The 26,071-nt window shown below is 71.2% G+C and carries 22 protein-coding genes; 8 read left to right on the forward strand and 14 right to left on the reverse strand.

Translation table 11 applies throughout. From position 1 onward, the window contains the following. The 7 genes from ACGFI8_RS24770 to ACGFI8_RS24800 form a co-directional block, all read right to left on the reverse strand. The coding region (locus ACGFI8_RS24770; RefSeq protein ID WP_392808329.1) for a hypothetical protein at nucleotides 1-835 on the reverse strand (835 nt) is incomplete at its 3' end. A gap of 12 nt (nucleotides 836-847) precedes the next feature. Further along, nucleotides 848-2,248 (reverse strand): EsaB/YukD family protein, encoded by a 1,401-nt coding sequence (locus ACGFI8_RS24775; protein WP_392808331.1) that lies wholly within the window; start codon nucleotides 2,246-2,248, stop codon nucleotides 848-850. 8 nt (nucleotides 2,249-2,256) lie between these two features. Continuing rightward, the gene (locus ACGFI8_RS24780) at nucleotides 2,257-2,568 is read right to left on the reverse strand and encodes a WXG100 family type VII secretion target (RefSeq protein ID WP_392808332.1); all 312 of its coding nucleotides are present in this window, start codon (nucleotides 2,566-2,568) and stop codon (nucleotides 2,257-2,259) included. A gap of 40 nt (nucleotides 2,569-2,608) precedes the next feature. Beyond that, nucleotides 2,609-2,926, reverse strand: coding sequence for a WXG100 family type VII secretion target (locus ACGFI8_RS24785; RefSeq protein WP_344617503.1), 318 nt, complete (start codon nucleotides 2,924-2,926; stop codon nucleotides 2,609-2,611). 70 nt (nucleotides 2,927-2,996) lie between these two features. Then, entirely contained in the window at nucleotides 2,997-7,049 is a 4,053-nt protein-coding gene (gene eccCb / locus ACGFI8_RS24790; RefSeq protein WP_392808333.1) for a type VII secretion protein EccCb, read from the reverse strand. 19 nt (nucleotides 7,050-7,068) lie between these two features. Further along, a complete protein-coding gene (locus tag ACGFI8_RS24795; protein WP_392808334.1) occupies nucleotides 7,069-7,959 on the reverse strand; it encodes a hypothetical protein in 891 nt (296 codons plus the stop codon). Between the two features lie 208 nt (nucleotides 7,960-8,167). Continuing rightward, complete coding sequence (locus tag ACGFI8_RS24800) at nucleotides 8,168-9,916, reverse strand: S8 family serine peptidase (RefSeq protein ID WP_392808336.1); 1,749 nt, start codon at nucleotides 9,914-9,916, stop codon at nucleotides 8,168-8,170. A 323-nt stretch (nucleotides 9,917-10,239) separates the two neighbouring features. Here ACGFI8_RS24800 and ACGFI8_RS24805 point away from each other — a divergent pair, with 323 nt between their 5' ends. The 3 genes from ACGFI8_RS24805 (at nucleotide 10,240) to ACGFI8_RS24815 (ending at nucleotide 15,231) form a co-directional block, all read left to right on the forward strand. After that, nucleotides 10,240-11,658, forward strand: coding sequence for a hypothetical protein (locus tag ACGFI8_RS24805; RefSeq protein WP_392808338.1), 1,419 nt, complete (start codon nucleotides 10,240-10,242; stop codon nucleotides 11,656-11,658). A 189-nt stretch (nucleotides 11,659-11,847) separates the two neighbouring features. Continuing rightward, nucleotides 11,848-12,504 (forward strand): response regulator transcription factor, encoded by a 657-nt coding sequence (locus ACGFI8_RS24810; RefSeq protein WP_392808340.1) that lies wholly within the window; start codon nucleotides 11,848-11,850, stop codon nucleotides 12,502-12,504. A gap of 6 nt (nucleotides 12,505-12,510) precedes the next feature. After that, nucleotides 12,511-15,231: a right-handed parallel beta-helix repeat-containing protein gene (locus tag ACGFI8_RS24815; RefSeq protein WP_392808341.1), complete on the forward strand. Its 2,721-nt coding sequence runs from the start codon at nucleotides 12,511-12,513 to the stop codon at nucleotides 15,229-15,231. 23 nt (nucleotides 15,232-15,254) lie between these two features. Here ACGFI8_RS24815 and ACGFI8_RS24820 read toward each other — a convergent pair whose 3' ends face one another. Both ACGFI8_RS24820 and ACGFI8_RS24825 read right to left on the reverse strand, forming a co-directional pair. Then, nucleotides 15,255-15,617, reverse strand: coding sequence for a RidA family protein (locus ACGFI8_RS24820; protein ID WP_392808342.1), 363 nt, complete (start codon nucleotides 15,615-15,617; stop codon nucleotides 15,255-15,257). Nucleotides 15,618-15,626: 9 nt separating this feature from the next. Then, entirely contained in the window at nucleotides 15,627-15,797 is a 171-nt protein-coding gene (locus ACGFI8_RS24825; protein WP_392808344.1) for a hypothetical protein, read from the reverse strand. Between the two features lie 185 nt (nucleotides 15,798-15,982). Between ACGFI8_RS24825 and ACGFI8_RS24830 the strand changes: the two genes are divergently transcribed. From ACGFI8_RS24830 to ACGFI8_RS24840, 3 genes are all read left to right on the forward strand, one after another. Further along, nucleotides 15,983-18,766 (forward strand): AAA family ATPase, encoded by a 2,784-nt coding sequence (locus tag ACGFI8_RS24830; RefSeq protein ID WP_392808346.1) that lies wholly within the window; start codon nucleotides 15,983-15,985, stop codon nucleotides 18,764-18,766. 94 nt (nucleotides 18,767-18,860) lie between these two features. Next, nucleotides 18,861-19,559 (forward strand): alpha/beta fold hydrolase, encoded by a 699-nt coding sequence (locus ACGFI8_RS24835; RefSeq protein ID WP_392808348.1) that lies wholly within the window; start codon nucleotides 18,861-18,863, stop codon nucleotides 19,557-19,559. 48 nt (nucleotides 19,560-19,607) lie between these two features. Next, nucleotides 19,608-20,216 carry a sigma-70 family RNA polymerase sigma factor gene (locus ACGFI8_RS24840; protein ID WP_392808350.1) on the forward strand — a complete coding sequence of 203 codons (609 nt, stop codon included), beginning with the start codon at nucleotides 19,608-19,610 and terminating at the stop codon, nucleotides 20,214-20,216. Nucleotides 20,217-20,279: 63 nt separating this feature from the next. Here the strand turns inward: ACGFI8_RS24840 and ACGFI8_RS24845 are convergent, their stop codons facing one another. Genes ACGFI8_RS24845 through ACGFI8_RS24855 form a run of 3 tightly spaced genes read right to left on the reverse strand, consistent with a single transcriptional unit; the run spans nucleotide 20,280 to nucleotide 22,876 of the window. Then, nucleotides 20,280-20,849 carry an HD domain-containing protein gene (locus tag ACGFI8_RS24845; protein ID WP_392808352.1) on the reverse strand — a complete coding sequence of 190 codons (570 nt, stop codon included), beginning with the start codon at nucleotides 20,847-20,849 and terminating at the stop codon, nucleotides 20,280-20,282. Continuing rightward, complete coding sequence (locus ACGFI8_RS24850) at nucleotides 20,846-21,805, reverse strand: hypothetical protein (RefSeq protein ID WP_392808353.1); 960 nt, start codon at nucleotides 21,803-21,805, stop codon at nucleotides 20,846-20,848. The genes ACGFI8_RS24845 and ACGFI8_RS24850 overlap by 4 nt, the downstream gene beginning before the upstream one ends. Before the next feature lie 15 nt (nucleotides 21,806-21,820). Further along, nucleotides 21,821-22,876 carry an NAD(P)H-binding protein gene (locus tag ACGFI8_RS24855; RefSeq protein WP_392808355.1) on the reverse strand — a complete coding sequence of 352 codons (1,056 nt, stop codon included), beginning with the start codon at nucleotides 22,874-22,876 and terminating at the stop codon, nucleotides 21,821-21,823. 81 nt (nucleotides 22,877-22,957) lie between these two features. Between ACGFI8_RS24855 and ACGFI8_RS24860 the strand changes: the two genes are divergently transcribed. Beyond that, a complete protein-coding gene (locus tag ACGFI8_RS24860) occupies nucleotides 22,958-23,536 on the forward strand; it encodes a TetR/AcrR family transcriptional regulator (RefSeq protein WP_392808356.1) in 579 nt (192 codons plus the stop codon). A 3-nt stretch (nucleotides 23,537-23,539) separates the two neighbouring features. Here the strand turns inward: ACGFI8_RS24860 and ACGFI8_RS24865 are convergent, their stop codons facing one another. Continuing rightward, entirely contained in the window at nucleotides 23,540-24,358 is an 819-nt protein-coding gene (locus ACGFI8_RS24865) for an MBL fold metallo-hydrolase (RefSeq protein ID WP_392808358.1), read from the reverse strand. Beyond that, nucleotides 24,352-24,927: a dihydrofolate reductase family protein gene (locus tag ACGFI8_RS24870; RefSeq protein WP_392808659.1), complete on the reverse strand. Its 576-nt coding sequence runs from the start codon at nucleotides 24,925-24,927 to the stop codon at nucleotides 24,352-24,354. The genes ACGFI8_RS24865 and ACGFI8_RS24870 overlap by 7 nt, the downstream gene beginning before the upstream one ends. Nucleotides 24,928-25,022: 95 nt before the next feature. Between ACGFI8_RS24870 and ACGFI8_RS24875 the strand changes: the two genes are divergently transcribed. Next, the gene (locus ACGFI8_RS24875) at nucleotides 25,023-25,598 is read left to right on the forward strand and encodes a winged helix-turn-helix transcriptional regulator (protein WP_392808359.1); all 576 of its coding nucleotides are present in this window, start codon (nucleotides 25,023-25,025) and stop codon (nucleotides 25,596-25,598) included. Nucleotides 25,599-26,071 lie beyond the last annotated feature (473 nt).

A 26,071-nucleotide genomic window follows, 5' to 3' on the forward strand; every position in this document is an offset into this window, starting at 1 on the left:
ACGTCGGCCGACCACCACCATCAAAGCTCGTGTACGTCGTCCCGTCCGGCGCCACCTCCCGGATCGGCTTACCACCAGGATCGGTCTCCAGCACCGTACCGTCGTCGAACTTCTCGAACGCATCACCCTGCGCGTCATAGGTGATCGTGAACCCGATACCACTCGCCGTCACACCCGACGTCGGCCGACCACCACCATCAAAGCTCGTGTACGTCGTCCCGTCCGGCGCCACCTCCCGGATCGGCTTACCACCAGGATCGGTCTCCAGCACCGTACCGTTGTCGAACGTCTCGAACACGTCGCCCTGCGCGTCGTACGACAACGTGAACTGACTGCCGTTCGCCGATACACCACCCGTCGGGCGGCCCCGATCGTCGAAGCTCGTGTACGTCGTCCCGTCCGGCGTCACTTCGCGGATCGGCTTACCACCCGGATCAGTTTCCAGCACCGTACCGTCATCGAGCTTCTCGAACACGTCACCCTGCGCGTCATACGACAGCGTGAACCCGGCACCGGCCGGTGTCACACCCGACGTCGGGCGTCCCTGGCCGTCGAAGCTCGTGTACGTCGTGCCGTCCGGCGCCACCTCCCGAACGGGTTTGCCGGACTGGTCGAGGTACAGGCTCGTGCCGTCGGGCAGCTGCTCGGTCGACGTGCCGTCCGGCTGGTACGTGCGCACCGAACCGTCCGGGTTCCACTGACGGGTGGGGTTGCCGTCCGCGTCGTACTCCACGCGGGTTCCGTCCGGCATGGTCTGGACGGCCGGTTGCTGCGGCGTGGCCGGGAGCGCGCCGATGCGGGCGGTCATCTCGGTTGGTGCGTCCGAACCGGTCATGGCGGCCTCCTGTCAGCCGACCATGGCGCGGCCCATGCCGACCAGGTCGTCGAACACACCGAAAACCCCGAGCGCCAGCGAGACCGCCGCCACGTTGCAGAGCACGCCGACGATGTCGATGAAGCGGTACCGGTCGGGCCGCACCGTCGCGCCCGGCATCGCACCCGCGGCCGCGGTGAGGACCGGCATCGTGTCCGGCTGGCGGCGCATCATCGACCCGGCCATGCCGACGCCGATCAGTGCCGCGCCGAGCGCCGCGAGGCCGGCGACGATCACGGTCCCGTTGAGGTGGTAACGACTCATCAGCGCGACCAGCGCGCTGAACAGGCCGACCACGCCCGCGCCGCCGATGAGGATCAGCTCGTTGGTGAACCCGCGCTGCCGCGCACGGACGAGCAAGGCCACGCCGACGACTGCGGACAGCGCGATGGCGAATCCGCCGCGCGACGCGGCCAGGACCACGAAGGCCACGGCGAGCGCCAGGGTGGGCCCGGCGAGGACGACGGTCAGCAGCCGGCGTGAGCGGATCAGCAGCTCGGTCACCGACCGCTCCATCGACGCCGGGCCCTTCGACGGCCGCCGCGACCACGCGGCGATGCCCGCGGCGAGCAGTTTCGCGACGCCGAGGAAGGCCAGCGCGACGATGACGACGGTGGCGCTGGTCTGCACTGCGTTCGTGTGCAGGGCGATGAGTACCGGCGCCACGACCGCGGCCACGCCGAGTTCGACCGCCAGGGCGATGATGACGGCCTCGGGCAGCGCGGCGAGCGCCATCAGTGCGGCCACGTTCGCCCCGCCGACGGCGCCGGCCCAGACGTACCCGCCCCCGGCCAGCGCGGTCGCCACGAGCGCGCCGGCCGCGGCGAGGCACGGCACCGCGGTCAGCATCACCAGCAGCCGCAGGCCCGCGGGTACCGGTGTCTCGCGCTGGCTGAGCGACCAGCCGCTGGCCACCATGACGAGGCCCGCCGCGATGAGGGCGAGCGCACCGCCGATCGCACTTTCCTGGTACCACAAAGCGAGCAGCCCGGTGGCAAACAGCCACAGCAGGCCGAACCCGATGACGACGAGCCCCGCCGGCGGGGCGTTGTCGCGCTGCGACTGGGCCTGTTCGGCGACGATCTCGCCGACGTCCTCGACGATCGGTTCGGTGTCCGGATCGCGGGCGACATCCCGCAGGTACAGGATCTGACCGTCGGTGACGCCGGCCGCGCCCAGCGACGTGTCCAGCGACAACGCCGCCTCCCCGGCCAGGGCCAGCGACCAGGCGGCGGGGAGCGCGTTGCGGCGCTCCTGCCCGCACAGGTCGGCCAGGCCGGCCGCGTATTCGCCGATCGGTGCGGTGGTCGGCAGCGCCACGTCGACCCGCTTGCGCACGCCGACCACCGTCACTCTGCTCCGCGCGTCAAGCATGGCCGTGCTCAGCGCTTCCAGGTTTGCACGTTGGAGGACTCGCAGTCGGAGTAGTTGTTCCAGTTCAGGTTCATCGTCTGGGCGATGACGCCGAGGACGCCGGTCGGGCCGAACAGGCCGTCTGCGGCGACGTTCCACTCCTGCTGCAGGCCCTCGTAGTACGCCTGCGCCGCACCGGTCCAGGTCTGCATCAGCGGGGCGAGCTGGCTCTTCAGCGACGACAGCTCCGCCTCGATCTGAGTGGCGACGCCGTTGATGTAGTTTCCGGCCCCCTGCAGGTCGCTGGGTACTTGAAGCATCGATCCCGTGACGTCGGGCATGGCAATCTCCTTGTGTGTTCGGTCGGATGGGGAAAGCGGATCAGAGCCGCGCGCCGGGCAGGTCGCCCTGGATGGGAACCAGGTTCGAGATGTTCTGCTGCTCGGTGTCGGTGTAGTTGACGTAGTTGCCGCGCAGGCCCGAGCCGATGTCGGTCAAGGCGTTGTTGAGCATCCGGCCGAAAGTGTCGTAGTCCTGCATCAGCGCCTGGAACGTCGTGGCGGCAACGCCGTGGTAGGTCGCCTCGAGATTGACGACGTACGACTTCAGCGCCGCGAGCTGGGCCTGGATCTCGTTGGCCGTGGCGTCACAGTTGGCCGCCGCGTTCGCGACGTACTCCGGAGTGACTTTGAAGTCCACTTCTGCACCCTTTCTTCACATCAACAGATTTCACTTGGTACCGCGTACGACAGCGCTTGTGGACACCTCCTCAGTTGGGTGCCAGTGCCGACGCGGCCGATTCGTCGGCCTCCTGGGACAGCGCGATCTGTACCAGGGCGTTGGGGGCGCTGCGCCGCACCAGCACGCCGCGACCGGGTGGCCGCGGGGCCGCGCGCTCGTCGCCGAGCACCGGCCCTTCCCGCGGGTCGCCGTCGAGCACCAGACCGTCACAGCCGAGCTCGCGGATGCGGGTCATCAGGACGTCGGCCATCGACGCGCGGCTCATCCCGCTGACCCGGCGGGCCAGCACGATGTGCAGGCCGACCTCACGCGCGTGCGGTACGAACTCGGCCAGCGGTGCGAGGGGCGAGCCGTGGCCGGTGCCGACCAGGTCGTAGTCGTCCAGCACCACGTAGATCTCCGGCCCCTCCCACCAGCTGCGCGCCTGCAGTTCGGCCATGGTGACGGTGGATGGCGGCAGCCGCTCGCGCAGCTTGTCGCAGACCTGCTGGACGTACACCTCGGCGGCCCGGCCGTCCATGGCGTACGCACCGAGGTGGTCGGCCGGAACGGCGTCGAGCAGCGAACGCCGGTAGTCGACGAGCACGATCCGGATGTCCAGGGCGGAATGCCGGTCGACCAGCCCGGCGATCCAGGTCCGCAGGAACGAGGTCTTGCCCGACCGGGAGTCGCCCAGCACCATGAAGTGCTGGGTCTCGCCCGACAGGTCGACGGTGACCGGAGCCAGGTCGGCCTCGGCCAGGCCTACCGGTACGCCGGTGGTGCCCACGGGGCGCTCCCGCAGCTGCGCCAAGGTGAGCCGGGCCGGCAACATCCGTACCGCCGGGGCCGGCGCCCCGGTCCAGCCCGCGCTGATCTTCGCCAGCGCGTGCTCCTGCGCCTCCCCGATGGCCTCCGCGGTCTCCTGACCGTCGAGCCGGGGCAGCAGGAGCTGGAAGTGCACGCCCGGCTGGGCGATGCCGCGGCCCGGCACGGCGGTGGCGATCCGGGCCGCCAGCCGCCGGTTGACCTCCGACTCGGCCGGGTCGTTGAGCCGCAGCTCGACGCGGGTACCGATGCTGTCCCTCAGCGCGGGCCGGATCTCCAGCCAGCGGCTGGCCGACAGCACCAGGTGGACCCCGACACCCAGCCCTCGGGCGGCGATGTCGGCGACCAGCGGCTCGGCGTCCTCGAGCTCGCTCCGCACCGCGCCCCAGTTGTCGATGAGCAGGAACACGTCGGCGGTCCGCAGCCCGCCCGGCAGGCGACCGGCCGCACGCCGGGCCCGGAAGTCGGCGATCGAGTCCACCGACAGCTCGCGGAACAGTTTCTCCCGGGCCACGATCAGCCCGCGGATCTCGGCCAGGGTACGCCGGACGAGCTGCTGGTCGCCGCGGCCGGCCACCGAGCCGACGTGCGGCGCGGACTGGTACTGGTGCAGCGTGCCGCCGCCGAAGTCGATGGCGTAGAACTGCGCCTCTTCCGGCGTCAGCGTGAGCATCCCGGCCAGCATGATGGTGCGCAGCGCGGTGCTCCGCCCGGTCTGCGGCGCGCCGACCACCGCGAGATGGCCGTGCGGCCCGCCGAAGTCCATCACCAGCGGTTGCTGTTCCTGTTGCAGCGGCAGGTCGATGACCCCGATCGGTACCTTCAGCGTGCCCGGCTGCGCCCAGATCCGGGCGCCGTAGCCGCGACCGGGCAGCAGACCGGGCGCGCCGATCAGGTTGTCCATCGGAATCGCGGCGGGCAGCGGCGGCAGCCAGACCTGGTGGGCGGGGCGGCCGACCTGGTTCAGCCGGTCCACCACCACACCGAGCTCGGTCGGGCCCGGCCGCTGCTCGGCCGCGGCGGGGGCCCGGTCGGGTGCCGGCGTCGCCTCGGCCGCGGGCCGCTCGCGGATGCCGAACGGCACGATCGCCGACCGCACGGCCCGCTCCTGCGCCCGTTGCTGCGCCGAGAGGTACGGACCGGACACGTGCGCCACCCGGAACCGCTGATAGACCGACTCGTCGACCTTCAGGTACGCCGACCCCGGTACCGGCGGCAGCCGGTAGGCGTCCGGCGTGCCGATGACGGTACGGCTCTCCTGGGCGCTGAAGGTACGCAGGCAGATCCGGTACGACAGATGTGAGTCCAGCCCGCGCAGCCGCCCCTCCTCCAGGCGCTGGGTGGCCAGCAGCAGGTGCATCCCGAGGCTGCGACCGACCCGGCCGATCTGCACGAACAGATCGGTGAACTCGGGTCGGCCGGACAGCAGCTCGCCGAACTCGTCGACGATGATCACCAGGTACGGCAGCGGTTCCAGCGGTCGCCCGTCCGGGCCGGGCCGTCCGGCCGCCTGCCGTTGCTGGTACTCCCGGATGGAGTCGAGGTTGCCCGCCTGGCGCAGCAGTTGCTGGCGGCGCTGCTGCTCGCCCTGCAACGCGGCCTGGACCCGGTCGATCATCGCGACGTCGTCGGAGAGGTTGGTGATCAGGCCGGCGACGTGCGGCAGGTCGGTCAGCGGCGCGAACGCCGCGCCGCCCTTGAAGTCCACGAGGACGAAGCTGATCGTCTCGGGTGAGTGGGTCACGGCCAGCCCGGTGACGAGCGTGCGCAGCAGCTCGCTCTTGCCCGAACCGGTCGCGCCGACGATCAACCCATGCGGCCCGGAGCCGCCCTGCGCGGACTCCTTGATGTCCAGGACGACCGGCTCGCCGTCGCCGTCGCTGCCGATCGGTACCCGCAGCAGGCGTTCCCCGGTGGCGTTCGCCCACCGGCCGGTGATGTCGGCGGTCGCCGGGTCGCCGCCCAGCAGCATCTCGGTCAGCGACACGATCCGGCTCAGCACCTGGTCGCGTTCGTCCGACAGGCGCAGCGGGGCCAACCGGCGCGCGATCAGCTCGGCCGTCGCCGGGGACACCACATCGGGTACCACCGACTGCGCGGTGGCGGCGACCAGCGCCGGCGTGCCGGTGACCTCCAGTTCGTTGGTGTCGGTCAGCTGGATGCGCAGGTCGACCCGGCTCGGCTCGTCGACCTCGCGCTCGGCCAGGAAGATCAGGGTGATGCCCAGCTGCGGACCGGCCGCTTCGAGCAACGCGCGCAGCAGTGCCGAACGGCCCCACTCCGACACCGGGTCGAATCCGGTGAACAGCACGATCAGGCGCCGCTGGACGGGCGCGCTGCCGCGGTCGAAGCCGATCTGGCCGCGCCGCGCGGCGGCCTGCTCCTGCCGGCGCTGCAGCTCCCGCTCGAGGTAGTCGGCGAGGTCCTCCGGGCCGGCGGCGACCAGCGGCACAACCCCGGCCTCGCTGGGCGCGTCCGGCTCGATCGTGTGCGGCAGCCACTTGGCCGACTCCCAGTCGCCGACGGACGCCTCCACCGCGATCGCCACGTCCTCGGGCGCGTGCAGCACGGCGATCTGGCACAACAACGCGCGCACCACCCCGTCGGCCGCCGGCCTCGGGCCGAGAACGCTGATGACACCGCTGGCCCCGACGTCCACGACGCTTGGTTGCCCTTCGACCCGGCTCATCCGGTCGACCAGCTTCTGCGCGGCCTGCAGGGAGTCCCAGTCGTACTCGGCCATCGGGTCGAGCCGGGTACCGATCTGCATCGGCGTGGACAGGTGCGCCTGCCCGACGCCGAGGCGGATGCGCAGGAAGTCCGGGTCGCTCTGGCGCCGCTCCCACACCCGGTGGTAGCCGGTGACGATGCCCCACAGCCGCTCCGGTTCGGGGTGGACCAGCGCCACGTGCATCCGCTGTACGGTCGCCACGGCCCGGGCCTGCGACCGTACCGCGGCCAGGTGGTTGCTGTACCGGGCCCGTTGCCGCTTGCCGGCCTTGCGGTTGGCGCTGCGCGTCTGGACCTGCATCGTGACGGTGGTACCGATGGAGACCAGCACGAAGACGATACCGATGACGACCAGCAGCGGCCGGCCGAAACTGATCATGTAGCCGACCATGGCCATGCTGCTGATCAGCGGCAGCACCATGCTGACCCAGGTCGAGGCACCCGTGCCCGAGCGCGCCTCCGGCGGCGTCGGTAGCACGACCTTCTCGTCGGACAACGGCGGCGGCAGGAACCGCGCCGGACGGTGAAAAGCGAGCCGACTCATTCCACTCCTCCTCCCCGGCTCAGCCGGTGCACATGACGCGGACCTGGGTCACCGCGAGCCGGGCCGCCGGCTGGGCCGGGACCCCCTGGTTGACCAACTGCACCGCGATCCCGCCCTGACTGACCGGATACGTGCCGGCCGATCGCCACGCGCCGCGCGCCGCGGTCTCGTCGAGGGTGAACGACGCCAGCCGGCCGCCGCCCGGTCCGGCCGTGACGAAGAACTGTGCGGCGGTGGCGGCCGAATCGGCCGGCTGCTCGGCGGCGGGCAGGTACACCGAGATGGTGCAGCGGTTGATGTCGGCCGCGGGCTTGAACCACCAGACCGCCGACACGTTCTCGGAGGACTTGTGCGCGTCACCGCTCATCGGGATCGCCTCGAAGGTGCCGTGGCAACCGTCGTGCGCCCACCCGCCGCGCGGCGCCGTGTGCCAGTCGGCCGTGCGCCCTGTGACGTCGAAGCCGCGGTCCGCCCCGGTACCGCAGTCCCAGCCGCTGACCGCGCTGTACTTCGGTGCCGACGAGACCTGCGGCACGGCCGCCGCAACCGGCGTGGACAGCGGTATCGGGTGCAACATCTGCAGGGCCACGCCGATCACCACCGCGACCGCCACCGCGCCCATCGTGACCATGAGCGTGACGTGCACCCGGGCGACGGGCCGGTCTCCACCCGGCCGTGCCCAGGACTGTGCGACGAAGGCGCGGACGAACTCCTGGCGGTCCACGGAGGCCCGAGCGGCGGGTGGTCCGGACACGGCCGCGGCCACCGGCGTCACGGCCGGTTCCGGCTCGCTCGGCGACGGTGTGGAGGGCTCCGTCGGCGCCGGCAGGTGCTCCGGCGTCACCCGGCCCAGCGCGACCGGATCCGGATCGGACCGGGCCGCCCCGTCGGCGCTTGGCATGGCAGGCAACGGTGTCCTCCTTGGGTTCGCACCGGGGTTACCATGCGTCTACTACGCGCGGCCGCCGCGACTGGTTCTGCTTTGTTTCTCCGAATGCCGGGAAATGCCGGCGACACAACCGTCGCGGACGCAAAGTGCCGAACACGATCGACCGACACGCGTCGACCGTGCAATGTGGACGCGAGACCCAACCATGAATCTCGGGCAAGGAGCCCGTTCAGCCCGCGGGGGTTTCCTCGGCTTCGGCCGGCAGGCCGGTCGGAGCGGCGGCCTGCCGGCGGCGGACGCCACCCGACCGGCTCGCGCCGACCGAGACCTCGACCGGTGTCTCGTCCGGCGCCGCGACCGGGGCCACCGGCACCGCCGCCGGTTGACGTTCCCGGGCCTCGCCGGTCTCGTCGACGTCCGATGTGGACATTCGGGACAACCGTTCGCCGGCCGCCGCGGCACCGGCGGGTTCCGTCACCGGCGCGGCGGTCCCGCCGAGCACGGGGTCGTCCGGCCGGATCGCGCGGCGGGCCCGGAGAATGAGCAGGACCACGGTGACCAGAGCCAGCAACGCGATGATGACCAGTGCGTACCCCCGGTACGGATGAGGCTCGGCGGGGCGGGTCGCGACCGGCTGCGGCGCCGGCGCCTGGTTCTCCTCGGGAAGCACCCGGGTTACGGCCAGCCCCGGATCGATCATCCCGGCACCGGCCCGACCGGACGCGGGCTGACCGGAGGCGGGCTGACCGGAGGCGGTGGGACCGGAGGCGGCCGGGCTGCCCACCGGGTCGGTGGTCGCCTCGATCCGGTGCACCGTCTGGGCCGCGGTCAGGTGCGGGAACCTCGCCCGGACCAGTGCCACCTCCCCCGCCACGAAGGCGGCGGCGTACTGGCCACCGGTCACCGAGACCGGGCCGACTCCGCTGATCCCCAGTCCAGCGACAGCCACCCCGGGAGCGACCACGTCGACGGTACCGGCGGGGTAGCGCAACGCTGGGCTGCCGTCGATGCCGACCGCCCCGACGCGGAGCAGAGTGGCGGCCGGCGGCACCGACGGTGCTGCCGACGGGGCGGCCCCGCTGTCCAGGGCGGCGGTGACCACCACGGCGTCGTGCGCCCCGACGTCGCGGATCGCGGCGGCCACGGTCGGGTCGGTCCGGTCGACATAGGTGCCGAGCACGACCACCTTCGCCCCGGAGTTGGCCGCGAACTCGATCGCCGCGACCTGGTCCGGCACCGTCGCTTGCGGGTTCGTGGTGACCAGCCGGACGGGCAGGACGGTCGCGTCGGGCGCGACCCCGGTCACCGCACCGGAACCGGAGTCGGCGCGTGCGGCGATGATGCTCGCCATCGCGGTACCGGTACCCAGGCAGTCGGTGTCGCCGCGGCCGGAGCCGGAGACGATGTCGGTGCCGACGGCGACCCGCCCGCTGAGCGCCGGCAGGTTGGCATCCACGCCCGAGTCGACGACCGCCACCGTGACACCCTTGCCCCGGCTGTATTTCCACGCGTGCTCGGGCGCCAGTCGCAGGGCCGCCCACTGGTCCTGGTTGCCCGGCGCGCTCCGGCCGGCCGCACAGTTCCCCGGCGGCGGCACGGCCGCGGGCGGGCCGGTCGGCCGGCTCGTCGGTGTCGACGATGCCGAGGGGGTCGGTGACCCGCCCGGCGCGGGCGCGGCGGTGGGGAGCTGCCCGTACTGCACACCGTCGCCATGGGCGTCCCAGGGCAGCATCAGATACCAGCCGGCGCGCAGTTTCGCCGGATCGCTGAGGGCACCGCCGGCCGGCTGCGGGCGACCGACGTTCAAGTTGAAGATCTCCCGGCTGCGACCGGACGAACCCAGGAACCGCCCGGCGATCTCCGGCAGGTTCTCCGGCGAGCCCTGATAGGACTGCGCGACGGTGTAGTACTTCTGGTATTCCTGGCCGCTCGCAGGGGGCGCGGCCGACGCCGTCGAAGGCGCCGGTATCCACGCCACGATCAGGGCCGTCAGACTCAGCAGGACGGCCGCACATCCGCGTGACCGCCCTTTCCGCATGGCAGGCACCGGCATCCTCCTTGACGCACCTCGAATCATTCCGGTCCGGCGACCAGAGGGGCACGGCCGGTACTACGCGCCGGGACAGAAGTCCGTTCGGACGTGTTTCACCCAACCGAAATCTTCGAACCAGAACGCTCGGTCCGCCGTCGTGTATTCACGGGCGGCAACGGACACTGGAGGCGAACGTGGCGATAAGCAGGATTCGACGGTTTGCCGGCAAGCACAACCTCGGCCGGTACCTCCGGCCGGGCGTGCCGCTCGTGACGGTCTCAATCGTGGCGCTGCTGCTGGTTTTCGCGCTCCTCGCCGGCCTCGGGGTCCTCGTCACGTCCAAGCGGAACCCGGAGGCGTACGCCGGGACACCGGTGCCAGCGGCCCTGCGCCAGCCCATCGCGACCGCCGCGCTGTCCTGCCCGACGCTGACACCGGCGCGCCTGGCCGGGCAGCTGATGGCCGCGTCCAGGTTCGACCAGAACGCCACCTCGGCCGACGGCGGCACGGGAGTCGCCGGCCTGACGGACGCGGCCTGGGCGAAGTGGGCACCCGACCCACACGCGCTACGCGCTGACGCGGCGAGCACCGTATTGGCGCTCGCTCACCAGATGTGCGACCTGGTCGGCGCGGTACGCGCGGCGAAGGTCACCGGGGACCCGTGGCGCACCGCTCTCGCCGCCTACCGGGTCGGCGTCGACGCCGTTGTCCAGGCCCACGGGGTGCCGCCCGCCGCGACCACGTACGTCGACCAGGTGTCGGGCTACGCCGACTGGTACGCCAAGCAGCAGACGCCCACGACGGCGGGGAGCGGCGCCGGCCCGGCCCGCCCGATACCGGCCGCGTATCTTCCTCTGGTGCAGGCCGCCGGGAAGGTCTGCCCGAAGGTGACGCCCAGCCGCGTGGCGGGACAGCTGATGGCCGCGTCGGGCTTCCAGGCCGATCTGATCGGGCCGACCGGTGCCATGGGTATCGCCCAGTTCCGGCCCGACATCTGGGCGCAGTACGCCCCGTCGGGCAGCGCCTCGCCGGGGGATCCGAAGGCGGCCATCCCCGCGGTGGGTACCGCCATGTGCGATCTGGTCGCGCAGCTGACCCCGCTCGGCGGCGACCCGTACCAGGTTGCCCTGGCCGCGTTCTGGCTCGGGCCGCAACCGGTACGCCAGGCCGGCAAGGTACCCGACTCCGCGGGCATCGGCGACTTCGTCAAGGCCGCGCTCGACTACGCCCACGCCTACGCCACCGACGCGGCACTCAGTGCCGGCCAGCTGGCCGCCTCGACCGACCCGAGCAGCGGGCCCGGCCCCGGCAGCCCGCAGCCGGCGTCGGGCCGGCCGGGAACGTCCCCCGCCCAAGGGACCGTGGTGACCGTGCAGGCCACCCATGTCCTGGAACGCGGTCAGTCGATCCAGAGCAACCGCACCCGGCTGGTCATGGAGAACAACGGAGAGCTGACCGTGTACGACGAGACCGGGCGGAAGCGGTGGAACTCCCCGACCACCGGGCGCGGGTACAAGATGGTCTTCCAGGACGACGGGAACCTCGTGGTGAACGACCAGAACGACACGTCCATATGGACCTCCAACACGCCCGGCCACAACGGCGCGACGCTGGTTTTGGAGGCCGACGGCAACGTCTGCGTCGTGTACCAGGGCGTCGTGATCTGGGCGGCCAACACCGCGCACTGAGGCCACCCGGTCCACGGTGACGCCGGAGCACCGCGCACCACAAGCGATGTGAACGGGCGCCGACGGCGCGCCGTAGTACCGACCGAGAAGCACGACATCTGCGTGAGGGGTGATGGTCAGGTGGGGCAGCTATCGACGGTCCGGTCTGAGCAGACCGGTCGGCCGGCCGCGCCGGACCCGATCGGACCGGTGGACGGACACACGTTCACCGTGGCCATCGTCGACGACCAACCGGTCCGGCGCGGCGGCATCGAACGGCTCGTCGCGCCTGACCCGACGCTGTCGATTGTGGCGTCGGTCGGCCGGGTGGACGATCTGTCTACTGTGGACGCGCGTCCCGATCTGGTGGTGCTGGACCTGCCCGCGGGTACCAGAGAAGAAGCGGTGGCACTCATCGCGCACGTTGCGGCACAGAGCAGACCGATCGTCATTTCCGCGTGGGACACGGCGCCCTCACTGCTGACCGCGGTCCGGGCCGGCGCGTGCGCCTGTGTGAGCCGCCAGGCCGACCGGTCGGCACTGGGTACGGCGATCCGGGCCGTCGCCGGCGGCGGGTTCTACGTGTGCCACCGGCTGCGCGAGCAATTCCACCACGAGCTGACCAGCCAGCCCCGGGACGACTCCACCGGGCTGGCCCCACGTGAGGTGGAGACATTGCGCTGGATCGCCCGGGGCTTCACTCAGGCGCAGATCGCCCGGCGGATGGGGCTGTCGCAGGCCACCATCAACACGTACGCCAAGCGGATCCGCACGAAGCTCGGCGCCACCAACAAGGCGGAGCTGACCCGGCTGGCCATCCAGCTCGGCCACCTCACCAGCGACCGCCACGCCAGTACGGCGGCGTGAGTCGCCATGCAGACACCGAAGCCCGTCGCCGCCGGACGATCGTACCGCGTCGCCGCGCGCGGCTGGGGCGCGCACCGCACCATCGGCGCGGCCGTGCGGGCCGCCCCGGAAGGCTCGGTCATCACCGTGGCCCCGGGAACCTACAACGAACACCTGGTTCTCGACCGGGACGTGGTGATCAGCGCCGAAAGCACCGAGGGCACGGTGGAACTGGTCGCCGCCCAAGGACCGGCGATCAGCGTGCACAGCGGTGCCGCGACCCTGCGCGGCCTCGTCGTGCACAGCGGCGACCCAGGAGGAATCGCGGTGTCGGTACGCGACGCCACGGTTGTCATGGAGGACTGCCAGGTACGGGGCGGCCGGATCGACGTGGCCGGCTGGGCCCGGGCCACCTTGAACCGGTGCCGTATCCGTGACTGCGCGGGTGCCGGCGTCCACGCCACCGGCGATGCCCACGTGCGGCTGACCAAATGCGGAGTGGAGGACGTGGACGGCTCTGGGGTGATCCTCACCCAGGCGGCCCGGGCCGAACTGACCACTACCGGCCTCGTCCGGGTCACCGGAGCCGGCCTGCACCTCCGGGACACCACCGGGGCCGTGCTGGAGGACTGCGACATCGCGGAGAGCGGCGGCGCGGGCGTGGTCCTCGAGGGCAGCGCCAGTCTGCGCATGCTGAACAGCAGGCTGCGCGACCTGGCCGGCGACGGCGTGCACGCCACCGGCAGTGCCCCGCTGGGCGTGCCGCAAGCGTCCGGACCGGAACAGCCGCCGGCGCAAGGCATCGAGCTGACCGGGTGCACGATCTCCCGGGCCGGCGGCACGGCCCTGGTCGCCGCGGCCGACGCGCAACTGCGGGCGCAGCACTGCCAGCTGGTGAGCCCGGGCAAGACCGGCGTCTCCGCGACGGGGCAGAGCCGCGTCGACCTGACCGGCTGCCAGATCACCGACAGCGCCAGCACCGCCCTGGTCATCCGTGACTCGGCCCACCTGATCGCCGAGGGTTGCACGATGACCGGCTCGGCCGCCAACGGGCTGTTCCTCGGCGACGAGTCGACCTCCTCGCTGAGTTCGTGCACCATCGGCCCGTCGGGCTTCACCGCGGTCCATCTCAGCGGGGCGGCCACCGCCGACCTCGCCGACTGCACCGTGACCGGCGCCGCGGAGCACGGTGTGCGGGTCACCGGCCGGTCGGTCCTGCGGATGAGCGGCGGCCGCATCGAACAGGCGCAGATGAACGGGCTTCAGCTCGAGGGGGCCAGTGACGCCACCGTCCGGCGGGTCTCCATCACCGACGCGGTGGTCGGCGTCCGGGTCGATCAGACGCTCCACCGGCCGCTGATCGACGAGTGCGTGGTCACCGGTACACGACAGTCGGGTCTCGAAGCCGGGCCGTCCAGCAGCCCGACCGTCCGTGGCTGCCGCTTCGACGGCAGCGGCGCCGCGGGCGTGTTCCTGGACCGCGAGAGCCAGGCTCACATCGAAAGCTGCGAGATCAGCAATGTGCACGGCAGTGGCCTGGTGGTGTGGACACGGGCCGACCCCACCATCCGGTCCACCACCGTGACGAAGTGCCGCAAGAACGCCGTGTACTTCGCACCCCAGTCCGCCGGCACGGTGGAGGGCTGCGACTTCTCCGAGACCGAGTACGCGGCGCTCTACATCGGTACCAAGGCCGGGCCGGTCGTGCGCGACTGCCGGATCCACGACGTCGACCAGGACGCGGTACTGGACGACGACGTTGCGGCCGTCTTCGAACAGTGCGAGATCACGGCGGTGCGCACCACGACGATCCCCAGTTCCGCCCAGGCCCGGCCGGGCCGTGCCGGGGGTCGTGTCCCGTCCGGCGACGCCGGGGAGGCCGGCCCGGAGAAGGAGATGGCCGAGCTGCTCGCCGAGCTCGACGAACTGGTCGGGCTCGAGCGGGCCAAGCAGGACGTGGGCACGCTGGTCAACCTCATGCAGATGGTCAAGCGGCGGGAGGAGGCCGGTCTGCTGCCGCCGCCGCTGAGCCGGCACCTGGTGTTCGCCGGCAACCCCGGGACCGGTAAGACCACCGTCGCCCGCCTGTACGGCCAGATCCTGCGGGCGCTGGGCATGCTGGACAACGGCCATCTGGTGGAGGTGGACCGGGGCACCCTCGTCGGTGAGTACGTCGGTCACACCGCGCCCAAGACGCAGGCGGCGTTCCGGCGCGCGCTGGGTGGTGTGCTGTTCATCGACGAGGCGTATGCGCTGGTACCCGACGGGCGGGGCAACGATTTCGGCCAGGAGGCGATCTCCACACTGGTCAAATTGATGGAGGACCACCGCGACGAGGTGGTCGTCATCGTGGCCGGGTATCCGGACGAGATGGAGCGCTTCATCTCGGCCAACCCCGGCCTGGCCTCCCGGTTCACCCGCACCCTGACGTTCGACGACTACTCCGCCGACGAGCTCGTCCAGATAGTCGTGCACCAGGCCAACGCCCACCAGTACCTTTTGGACGACGACACTCGCGCGGCGCTGCACCGGTACTTCTGGGCGGTGCAGCGCGGCGAGGGATTCGGCAACGGCCGGTTCGCCCGCAAGGTCTTCCAGGAGATGACCGAGCGGCACGCCCGGCGCATCGCCGAGCAGTTCAGCGCCACGGGCGCGGAGATGACGTCGCGACAACTGAGCGCGCTTGCTCCGGCCGACCTGCCGGATATAGATGCTCGGGCGGCCGGCGACGGGGCACCGGAGTCATAGCGCGCTCAGCGACGCCCGGCCGGTCAGGCCCGGCAGGCGGTCGTCTCGATCTCGATCATGAGTTCCGGCAACAGCAACTGATTGACCTGGACCGTGGTCGAGGTGGGAAAGGGACCGGAGCCGTAGATGCTCTTGCGGTACGGCAGGGCGTTGATCAGCGCGGCCATGTCGGTGACGTACATGTTCTCGCGGACGACGTGACGGAAGCCCAGTTCGAACCGGTGCAACGTCTCCCCGATCCGCTGGTAGATGAACGCCATCTGGGCTGCCAGATCACCCGGGTGCACGGGGTTGAATTGGGGGTCGAGACTCGCCGTGCCGGACAGCCACACCGTGTCGCCCACCTGGACGGCCTGCGAGTAGCCCAGTGACTGCTGATCCGACACCCAGTAGTACTACATGAGGTTGGTGCGGGTCGAGGGCGCCGCACCGGCCGGCTCACCGGGTGCGGCCGGTCCACCCGCGAGAAGAGCGGCTCCGGCGGCCCCGGCCCCGGTGAGCAGCCGGCGGCGGACGGTACGGTTGTGCAGCTGTGCGTCTGTGACACGGTCGGCGTGGCGGCGCATGGCGTACTCCTTCCGGTTTTCCTGCGGTCCTTCCCATTGTCCGGACTTGATGTCTGAGAGCTTGGCCCGCAATGACGTCCGTGAGCATTCGTCAAATGACTGGTCGGCCTCATCGACAGGTCTGCCATCGGTCTCGCCCGTGCGCGTACGATGTCGCTTCTCACCTGGTGCGAAGGAGGCCTCCAATGGGAGGCGACGAATCCCGGCCAACCGCGTCAAATGGTGCGATGGTCGGCCGGGCGGACGATCTCCAGCTGCTTCAGACGTTCGTCGACGGCACCGCGCGGTCCGGTGGTGCGCTGCTGCTGTACGGCGACGCGGGAGTCGGCAAGACGATGCTGCTGGACGCCGCGGCGAGCTACGCGGACAGCGTCGGCACCAGGGTCCTGCGCGCGGCCGGCACGCAGTTCGAGGCGACGGTGAGCTTCGCCGGCCTGCATCAGGTGCTCCATCCGATCCTCGACCTCCTGCCGTCGCTGCCCGGCGCGAGCCGCCGGGCACTGGGTATCGGGTTAGGTCTCTACGAGGGTCAGTCGGCCGCCCAGCTCATGATCGCCAATGCGGCACTGCTGCTGCTCGAGCACGCGGCCCGGACCAAACCGGTACTGATCGTCGTGGACGACCTGCCGTGGCTGGACCGCGCGAGCACGGCCGTCCTCGCCTTCGTCGCCCGCCGCCTCAGCACCGTCCGGGTCGGCTTCCTCGGCGCGTCCCGGTTGGGCGAGGCCGGCTACTTCGACGGCGTCGGGCTGCCGGAGCGGGAGTTACAGCCACTTGATGCCGCCGCCTCCGACACGCTGCTGCGCGAGCGCTACCCGGCGCTCAACATCCGTATGCGGCAACGTCTGCTGGACGAGGCGCGGGGCAATCCGCTCGCGCTGCTGGAACTGCCGCTCGCCGTGGCCGATTCGCCGGCCGGCGCGACCGGCGCTCCGCGGGGGGTCCTGCCGCTGACCCGCCGGCTGCAGTCCGTGTTCGCCGGCCGGGTGGATCCCCTTCCCCCGGCAACCAGGGACCTGCTGCTGCTCGCCGTGCTGGACGGCACCGACGACCTCAGCGCCCTACGCGGGGACGAGGGCGGCGCCGACACCCTCAAGGCCTTCGGCCCCGCGGAACGGGCACGGCTGGTCCGGGTGGACGCCGGTGGTGGCCGGCTCGAGTTCCGCCACCCGCTGATCCGGTCCGCGATCGTCGAGCTCTCCACGAGCGACGAGCGGCGCGCGGCGCACCGGCTGCTGGCGACCCGCCGCCCCGACCGGCCCGAGCTGCGGGCGTGGCACCTCGCCGAAGCGGCCGAAGGCCCGGACGAGGAGGTGGCCGCGCTGATGCAGTCGGTGGCGCACGCCAACCTGCGTCGCGGTGACGCCGTGGGCGCGATCAGCGAACTGCTGCGAGCAGCCGATCTCAGCCCGAACGGCACCGATCGGGGCAGCCGCATCGCCGAGGCGGCCTACCTGGGCGCCACCGTGACCGGAGACCTGGCCGCCCTGCCCGGACTGCTCGACGCCGTGCGCCGCGCCGACCCCGACCACGCCGGGTCGCTGGCCGGCGCGGTCGCCGGAAGCTACTACCTGCTCAACGGCGACGGCGACGTGGACTCCGCCCACCGGCTGTTGATCGGCGCCGTCGATTCGCTCGACGACCCGACCGACGCGCACCACAAGGCACTGATCGAGGCCCTGTACAGCCTGTTGATGGTGGCGTTCTTCAGTGGACGGCCGGACATGTGGCCGGCCACCGACGCGGCGATCGACCGGCTCGTGCCGTGGCCGCCCGAGCTGTTGCGTATCTCCAGCCGGACCTTGGCGGACCCCGCTCGCCGCGCGGCTTCGGCGCTGGCCGATCTGGACGCGGCCATCGAGCGCCTCTCCGACGAAAACAGCCCGGCCCGCATCGTGCGCACCGCCACCGCCGGGGCCTACCTCGACCGCCTCGACGGCTGCCGCGCCGCGCTGCACCGGGTGGTCGGCCAGGGACGTGACGGCAGTGCCACTACCTCGGTGATCGAGGCGCTCTTTCTGCTCGCCAACGAGGGGTACCTCGCCGGCCGGTGGCACGAGGTCGAGGCGTGGTGCGACGAAGGACTCGTGCTGTGCGACAAGCACAGCTACCGGCTGCTAGCCTGGCCCGGCATCTACCTGCGGGCCATGCTGGCGGCGGCCCGGGGCGACGAGGCGGTGGTCCAGGCCGACACGGAGGCGATGCTCCGGTGGGCGGCGCCGCGCCGGGTGGGTCTCGTCCGCGGATACGCCGCGCACGTCCAGGCTCTGGCGGCGCACGCACGGGGCGACTTCGACACGGCGTACCGGCAGGCGAGTCTGGTCAGTCCGCCCGGCGAACTGTCCGCGTACACGCCCCACGCACTGTGGCTCGTGCTCGACCTCACCGAGGCCGCCGCCCGGTCCGGGCACCAGGCCGAAGCAGCCGCCCACGCCCGGGCGGCCCGGGACGCCGGCCTGGCGCAGCTCTCACCGCGCCTGGCCATGCTGGTGTCGGCGGCCACGGCGCTGGCCGACCCCGATCCCGGGGCCAACGAACCGTTCGTGGCGGCGCTGGAGGTACCAGGAGCAGATCGTTGGCCTTTCGACCTGGCCCGCATTCAGCTGGCGTACGGCGAGCGGCTGCGCCGGGCCAAGGCGACCATCGAAGCGCGGATGCACCTGACAGCCGCCCTGGAGATCTTCCAGCGTCTCTCGGCGCATCCCTGGGCGGCGCGCGCCGGCACCGAACTGCGCGCCACCGGTCTCGCCGTGACGAGGACGCGCGACATCGCACCGGAGGCGCTGACGCCGCAGCAACGCGAAATCGCGTCCCTGGCCGCGGCCGGCCTGTCCAACAAGCAGATCGGTGAGCGGCTGTTCCTGTCGCCGCGCACCGTGTCCACGCACCTCTACCGGATTTTCCCGAAGCTCGGCATCACGTCGCGCGCGGCTTTGCGCGACGCGCTGGAGCAGTTGCCGGAGGAATGACGATCAGACCGCGCACTTACGTCATCTGACGGAATTCCGCAGGCGCCACGGCGGCATAGCGTGCTCTCACTACTACGCGGGAAGAGAGCGCCACATGCCAGATCCAGTGAGGGATGTCGTCCTCGTCCATGGTGGCTTCGTCGACGGATCCGGTTGGCAGCAGGTCTACGACCTGCTGAGCGGCGACGGGTTCCGGGTCAGCGTCGTGCAGAATCCGACGGAGTCGCTGGACGGCGACGCCGCCGCCACCCGGCGGGTACTGGACGCCTGCGTCGGTCCGGTCGTGCTGGTCGGCCACTCGTACGGTGGCGCCGTCATCTCCGAGATCGGCACCCACCCCAGCGTCGTCGCATTGGTGTACATCGCCGCGTTCGCCCCCGACATGGGCGAGTCGGTCAACACCCTCATCGCGAGCCCACCACCCGGCGCGCCGGTGCCGCCGATCGTCCCCGACGGCGCCGGTCACCTGCTATTGGACCGCGACAAGTTCCACGGCTCCTTCGCGGCGGACCTTCCGGTCGAGCTCGCCGAGTTCATGGCGGACTCGCAGGTACCCTGGGGCGTCGACGCCCTCGGGGGTACGGTCGCCGAGCCGGCGTGGCGCATCAAGCCGAGCTGGTACCTCGTCGCGACCGACGACCGCATGATCCCCCCGCCCGTGCAGCGGGCGATGGCGGAACGCGCCAGCAGCACGGTCGTCGAGGTGGCGGCCAGCCACTGCGTCTACATCTCCCAGCCGGAAGCCGTCGCGTTGCTGGTGGCCCAAGCCGCGGCCGGACTGGCCGAGCACTGACGCGCGCATTTGTGATTCCTGCCCAGCGATACGAGGAAGGAGGCCGGGATGTCCCACTTCGCCGTTCACGCCCCGCACAGTGAATGTCCCGAAGAATGGATGGCCGGCGTCTACGAGACACACGCCGAGGCGCTGTACCGATTCCTATTGCGACTGACCCTCGGTCAGGTCGAACTGGCCGAGGACCACCTGCAGGAAACCCTCCTGCGCGCCTGGCGGCACCGCGATACCCTCAGCGCGGACATCGCAGAGATACGTCCGTGGCTGTTCACCGTCGCCCGCCGGATCGCGATCGACGCGGCCCGTGCGCGCGTCGCCCGGCCCGCTGAGATCACCGGAATCGACCTCGCCGCGCACCCGGCCGACGACGACCCGATCGAGCGCGCCATCTCGCGATGCGACATCCGCGCCGCCCTGACGGAGCTGTCTCCCGATCACCGCCAGGTCCTGGTGGAGCTGTACCTGCGGGGCAGCTCCACGACCGAGGCCGCCACCACGCTCGGCCTGCTCGAGGGCACCGTCAAGTCGCGGACGTACTATGCCCGCCGCGCCCTGCGCGCGGCGCTGGAACGCAAACGCCGCTCACGGTCGAACCCCCGCAACGCGCAGTACATCAACCGCGCCACGGCCGAGGCTCTCACCTGCACCCCGGCCTAGGTTCCCCACGGGATGGAGCGCCCTCGGCGCTCGCCGACGTCGTCGGCCTGACCTGCCACCGGCCTAGACGATCGGGTGCCCGTATTCGGCGGCGAGCGGGGCCAGGTCCGGCTCGCCGTACTCGGCGACCATGGCCTTGAACGCCGCGGCCTTGTCCTCGCCGAAGCGGGTCACGGCCGCGGTGTACGCCGCGGCCGACACGAAGCGCGGCGGCGTCGATTTGCTGTGGAACTTGTCGGCGTACATGACGAGTCGCTCCTCCGCGGTCTCGGCTACGTAGTCCTCCAGCGGCAGTGGCAGGTCCTGCCGCTGCACATCGTCGCGGGTGAGGCCGACGCCGGTGTGGTGCGAGCAGAATCGGGCGAGCGGCTCGGGGAAGCCCAGCCCGGCGAGGGCCTCGTAGCCGAGCAGCCCGTGCCGGATGTACTCCTCCGCGGGGGCCAGACGGTACACGCCGATGTCGTGCAGCAGGCACCCGGCGCGCACCAGGGCCGCGTCGACGCCGGGCGCCATGACCTGCTCAGCTATTCGGGCGACGATCTCGCAATGGACGTACACGAGGTCAAACGCGGCCGGAGTCGGGGCGAGCCGCTCGTGCAGTGCCCGGATCTCGTCGTCGGCAGGGATCCTCATGAGGAAGATCCTGTCGCACGGCCGAGCGCGGCCAGGTCTCGGTCGGCGCCCAGCGTCCGCGGACCCGGATCGCCCCCACGGCCCGCTCGCCAGCCGGGTGCGTGGCCAGGCCGGTACCGGGCCGCAGGACGATGAGCACGTTTCTTCGTAGCCGGCGGCCTTCCCCTCCCGGGATGGCCCTGACCTCGGCCCGTCGCCCCTTCGGCCCGGCCCGCCTCCCTCGGCGGCGCCGGGCCGGTGCGTCTCACCAGGCCGTGCGGGCGTTGACGGCCGTGACGGCGGACCGGAAGACTGCCACCGGTTCGCCGAGGGTAGCGCCACGGGAACTCAGTGACCAGGTCGCCGATGGCCAGAAACTGCATCGCCGCCGCCTCGTCGTCGCCGGCCACCAGAAACGCGACCGCGAACGCATTGGCGTCCAGGGCCCAGTCCCGGCGCCGCACGTAGCGGCGGTGCCGGACCGACTCGCGGGCCGCATCGTTGAGTGACTCCCGCACCGCCGCCGAGCGGATGTAGTCCCGGCCAGGCGCGTCATCGAGGTCCACCCAGTGTTCAAGGTGCGCCAGGGCGACGAGCGTGCCGAGACGGCTGCCCTCGCCTGCGTCCCGCGCGGCCCGCTCGGCGAACGCGCGCACCCCCTCCGGCGAGCCGCCCCACTTCGGGCAGAGATTCTGCAGCATTGCGGTGTGGGCGCGGTAGTTGTCCGGGTCGTGCGCGACCGCGGCATCGAACCGGCGCCGCTGCTCGTCCGCGCTCAGCTGCTGGCCACGGGCGACGGTGATCAGGCCGGTCCAGGCGGTGACGTTGGCCGGCTCGCGGCGTACCACCTCCTGCAGGCAGTACTCGGCGAGTCCCAGTCGCTGCCGGAACGGCACCCACCGCTCGGGCGGGACCTGCGCGGCGGGGAGCCGGGTGCGGGCCTCCCAGGCCCACGCGATCGCCCGGTGGCCGCGCACGAGCAGGCCGGGGCGTTAGTTCGTGACCACGAACTCGGCGCCGGCGGCCAGCGCCACCTCGGGGCCGAAGAGCCTGGCCGGGGTGAACGCGCCGGGGCGGCCCTCGCCCTTGGCCAGGCGCTGGGCCACCTCGGTGACGGCGCCGGCGGTGAACGTCATGCCCTCGCCGGTGCGCAGCCAGCCCTCACGCACGCGACCCGACGGCCATTCGACTCGGGCGCGACCCCAGGACGATCGGCGCGGGCGCTCCTTGGCCGTGGTCGTCGTGATGCGGGCGAGCCGCCGAGTGGCGAAGCCGGCCAGGCCGGGCAACCGCAGCACGCCACCGATCGCCGGCAGAGCCGCTCGGACGGCCGGGTTGGCCGGGGCGAGAGCCGAGGCGCCGATTACCGACGGGGCGCCGCTGGCCCGCCAGGCCGCGAAGAGCTCGCCGCTGCCCAGGGAAGCGGTGGTGACCACGTCGCCGTCGGGGGTGGTCAAACGCTCGGCGGCACCGCCGGCCCAGGCGCGCACCATCCGGCCCTGCCGCACCTCGCGGCCGCCGTCGAGCAACGAACGCACGATGGTGGCGGCCAGGGCTTCGCCGAGGGCGCCGGGTTCGATCGCGACTGACGCGACGGCGTCGACGCGTACCCGCGAAGGCTTTTCCTCGACCGCCAGCAGATGCAGCAGGATGCTCTCGGTCGCGAGCACACCGAAGCCCGCCCCGCAGACCAGCGTGCGACCGGTCGCCGCCGCCTCCCGGTCCATGCCGTGGAGCAGCTCGAACGCGCTCAGTTCGTTGCCGACGTCGACGTAGTGGGTGCCTGGCGGGCAGGCCCGCGCGACCTGCGGCGCCGTGACCGCGAACGGGCCCACCGTGTTGATCACGACGGCCGGCGCCTCGGTGGCCAACCGCGCGCAGACCTCGTCGAGCGAGCCGGTCACCGCCCGCGCGTCCGGACTCACCTGGGTCAGCCGCTCCCGATTGCGGCCGGCCACCACCACCTCGGCGCCCGCCTGCTGCAGACGCTCCACCGCCTCCCGGCCGACCCGTCCGGTCGCGCCGAGCACCCAGATCTCACCCGTCATGTTCGCCTCCGTCAGTCATGGCACGTCGTGTCATCACTATCGCATAGCACGACACGACGTGTCATCACTAGAATTTGGCGCATGAGTCGATGGCAGCCGGGTGCGCGAGAACGGCTCGAGCAGGCCGCGCTCGATCTCTTCCTCGAGCAGGGCTTCACCGAGACCACCGTGCCGCAGATCACGGCGCGGGCCGGGCTCACGACCCGCACGTTCTTCCGGCACTTCGCCGACAAGCGTGAGGTGCTGTTCGCGGGCGAGGAGTTGGTGCCCGAGCGGGTGGCCCGCCTCATGGCCGAGGCCCCGCCGTCGCTCGGCCCGATGGAACTGATCACCGAGGGCTTGGCCCCCACCGCGGGCGAGATCTTCGAGGGCCGCAGCCTCGACTACCTGCTACGCCGACGGGCCGCGATTGCCGCCGAACCCGCCCTGCACGAGCGCGAGCTGCGCAAGTTCTCGCTGATGTCGGAGGCCATGGAGCAGGGCTTCCGCGACCGCGGCGTCGACGACCTGACCGCCCAGCTGGCGGCCGAGATCGCCGTGACCACGTTCCGGATAGCGGTGACCCGCTGGCTCAACCAGCACGGCGACCCCGACCTCCCGGCCACCATCAACCAGACCCTGGCGGCGATGAGGCACCTGACGAATACGCCGTCGATGTAAGCGCTAGCGGGGCGTCCCGTCGCGCTCGCCTCTTTGGGCGAGACGCTGGAGTTGACGCTCGTGCACGCCGGCCACCCAGTCCCAGCCGTCCCTGGCCGATGGGCCGATCCGCGGGTCGCCGGGAACATGGGCGTCACGCAGGGCGTGCACGTACGCCCGATCCTGGTCGATCCGCGCGTGTATCTGATCAGCTCCGCCGGCGGACCCGTGGCCAGGGATGAGGACATCTACGTCGCCCGCCACGCCCTCGATCAGGCCCAGCGCGGCGAGGTAGTCCTCGATCGGGTCAGCGGCGTTCAGGTCGAGCATCGGAATCAAGACATCGGAAAGCATGTCGCCGGCGACGAGAACCCCGCGTTCCTCGATCAACAGCGCCGCATGGCCCGGGGCATGTGCTTGATGCTCGACGATGCGGACTTGCGGGCCATCCCAAGGAATCTGCGCCGTCTCGGCGGGCAGACCGATAATGAGGCCGAGCAGGTCCAGCGGTACCTGTTCGGGGATGCCGGCGGCCTTTGCGACCGCGTCCACCCCGCCCGAGAGCCGATCTCGGGCAGTGGCCGCGCAGCGGGCCGTGCCATAACGAGGCGCCGCGCCGAGCCCGGCGTGCCAAAGCAGGTGATCCCAATGAGGATGCGTCGAGAAGCCCGCCGCCACGGTCTGACCCAACTCGGACAGGTCGTTCGCGAGGCAGGCCATTTCGTCGCCATGGATCCCGGCGTCGATGAGCAACACCCCAGCCCGGCCTTGCACGACCACGGCGTTGCTCTGGCAGAACTCGCTGCCATGGACCAACACACCCTCGGCGACCTGCCTCAGCATGGGCTGGCCTCGAGCTCATTGCGGATCGTGTAGCGGTGCATCGTGACGCCCTGCTCGAACGAGCGCTGCTCGAGCAGGTCAAGCTCGATCGGCACGTCGTATTCGTCGAACAGCGGCCTGCCGAAGCCGAGGATCGCGGGATGGGTGAAGAGCAGCAGCTCGTCGAGCAGCTTGGCGCGGAGCAGCTGTGTGGCGAGCGCCGCGCCACCCACACCGATGGTGCCGTCGGTCTGGGCACGGAGGGCGGCGAGCTTCTCGATCGCATCGTCTCCGCCGATGATCCGGGTGTTGTGATCGGCGCTGCGGCGGGTGCGAGAGACAAGCACCTTGGGCTTTGCGGTCCAGATCTCGCCGTATTCACGCAGGACGTCCGGCAGCGACGCGTCTTCGCGCGCTCGTGGCCAATATTCCTCCATCGTCTCGTAGATGACCCGGCCCTGGACCATGAGCGCGAGCGCCCGCGCCCGCGCGTTGAACTCGCGGTGCAGTTCCTCGCCGATGCGAAGCCATTCGCCCGCACCGTCGTCCCCCGGAACTTGCTCGATCCGCAGGTCGAGGGACACGTTCATCCAATATACGAAGCGACCCATCATCTCCTCTTCCTCATAGTGCTTGCATTCTGCAACCACTATATTGGGAGCGAAATACCTGTCAAGGAGGAGTCGTGGAACCACGGTCCGGGTGTCCGATCAACGCCGCCGTCGAGGTGCTCGGAGATCGCTGGTCGTTGCTCGTGCTGCGCGACGTCATCTTCGGCGACCGCCGATACTTCCGCGCGCTGCTCACCGGGTCGCTTGAGGGCATCGCCTCGAACATCCTCGCCGACCGCCTCAAGCGGCTCATCGATGCGGGGATCCTCACCCGCGGCACCGCCGCCCGCGGGCAGCGCGCGCGCTTCAGCCTCACTGAAGCCGGCATCCAGACTCTGCCGATCATCTATGCTCTCGGCAACTGGGGCCTCGACTGGAGCTCCGGCAGCGCCGAGCTCCGGAACCGGCAGCAGCTCATGCGCGATGAGGGTCCGGCGTTCATCGAGGAACTCATGGACGAGCTCCGCGTTCGCCACCTCGGCGCCCCGCCGAAGCCGCACGAAGGCCCGGGCGCCTTCGAGCGACTCAGCGCCGCCTACGCCGCCGCTGAGCAGGAACGAGTCGATGAAGCAGCCGGGGACTTCGCCACTCCTGGCCGAATCCCACCCATGAATCCGTCGCGAGAGCTACAAAGAGGTTCCGGCGAGTAAGCATGTTCCGTACGCCTTCAAGGCGGCCTTCGGCCGCAGCGCGCCGCTCGGGAACTCGCCGCGCCTTGCCACTTCGTTCGCGGACTGTATCGCTCCTACGTCATCACGACGCTTGGCGACGCTCGCCCGGGAGGCACACACGCGCCGGCGACGCCACCACGCCATAACATCGAAGCACCGATATGGCGGGGGGCTTTGGATGCGATCTCGGAGATCGCGGACGCTGCGGATTCTCCTTGCGGCAAGCTTGGTCCTGACCCTGCTCTTCATGCAACACTACGTGTTCCATCGCTCGTTCGTGTATCAGCTGTTCTTCGGGGTGTCGGTCTTTGGCCCGGTGGTCCTGTGGCGCTGCATGGATGAAGCGGCGCAGCGGCGACGGGCTCGTGCGCAGCAGCAGGCTTCGAACGGGGAAGAACGAGACGCCTCCGGCGGCCAGGGCAGCCCGCCCTGGACCCGACGCTCCGGGATGC

Origin of the sequence: Dactylosporangium sp. NPDC048998 (genome assembly GCF_043197855.1) — a bacterium.
Classification (GTDB): Bacteria; Actinomycetota; Actinomycetes; order Mycobacteriales; family Micromonosporaceae; genus Dactylosporangium.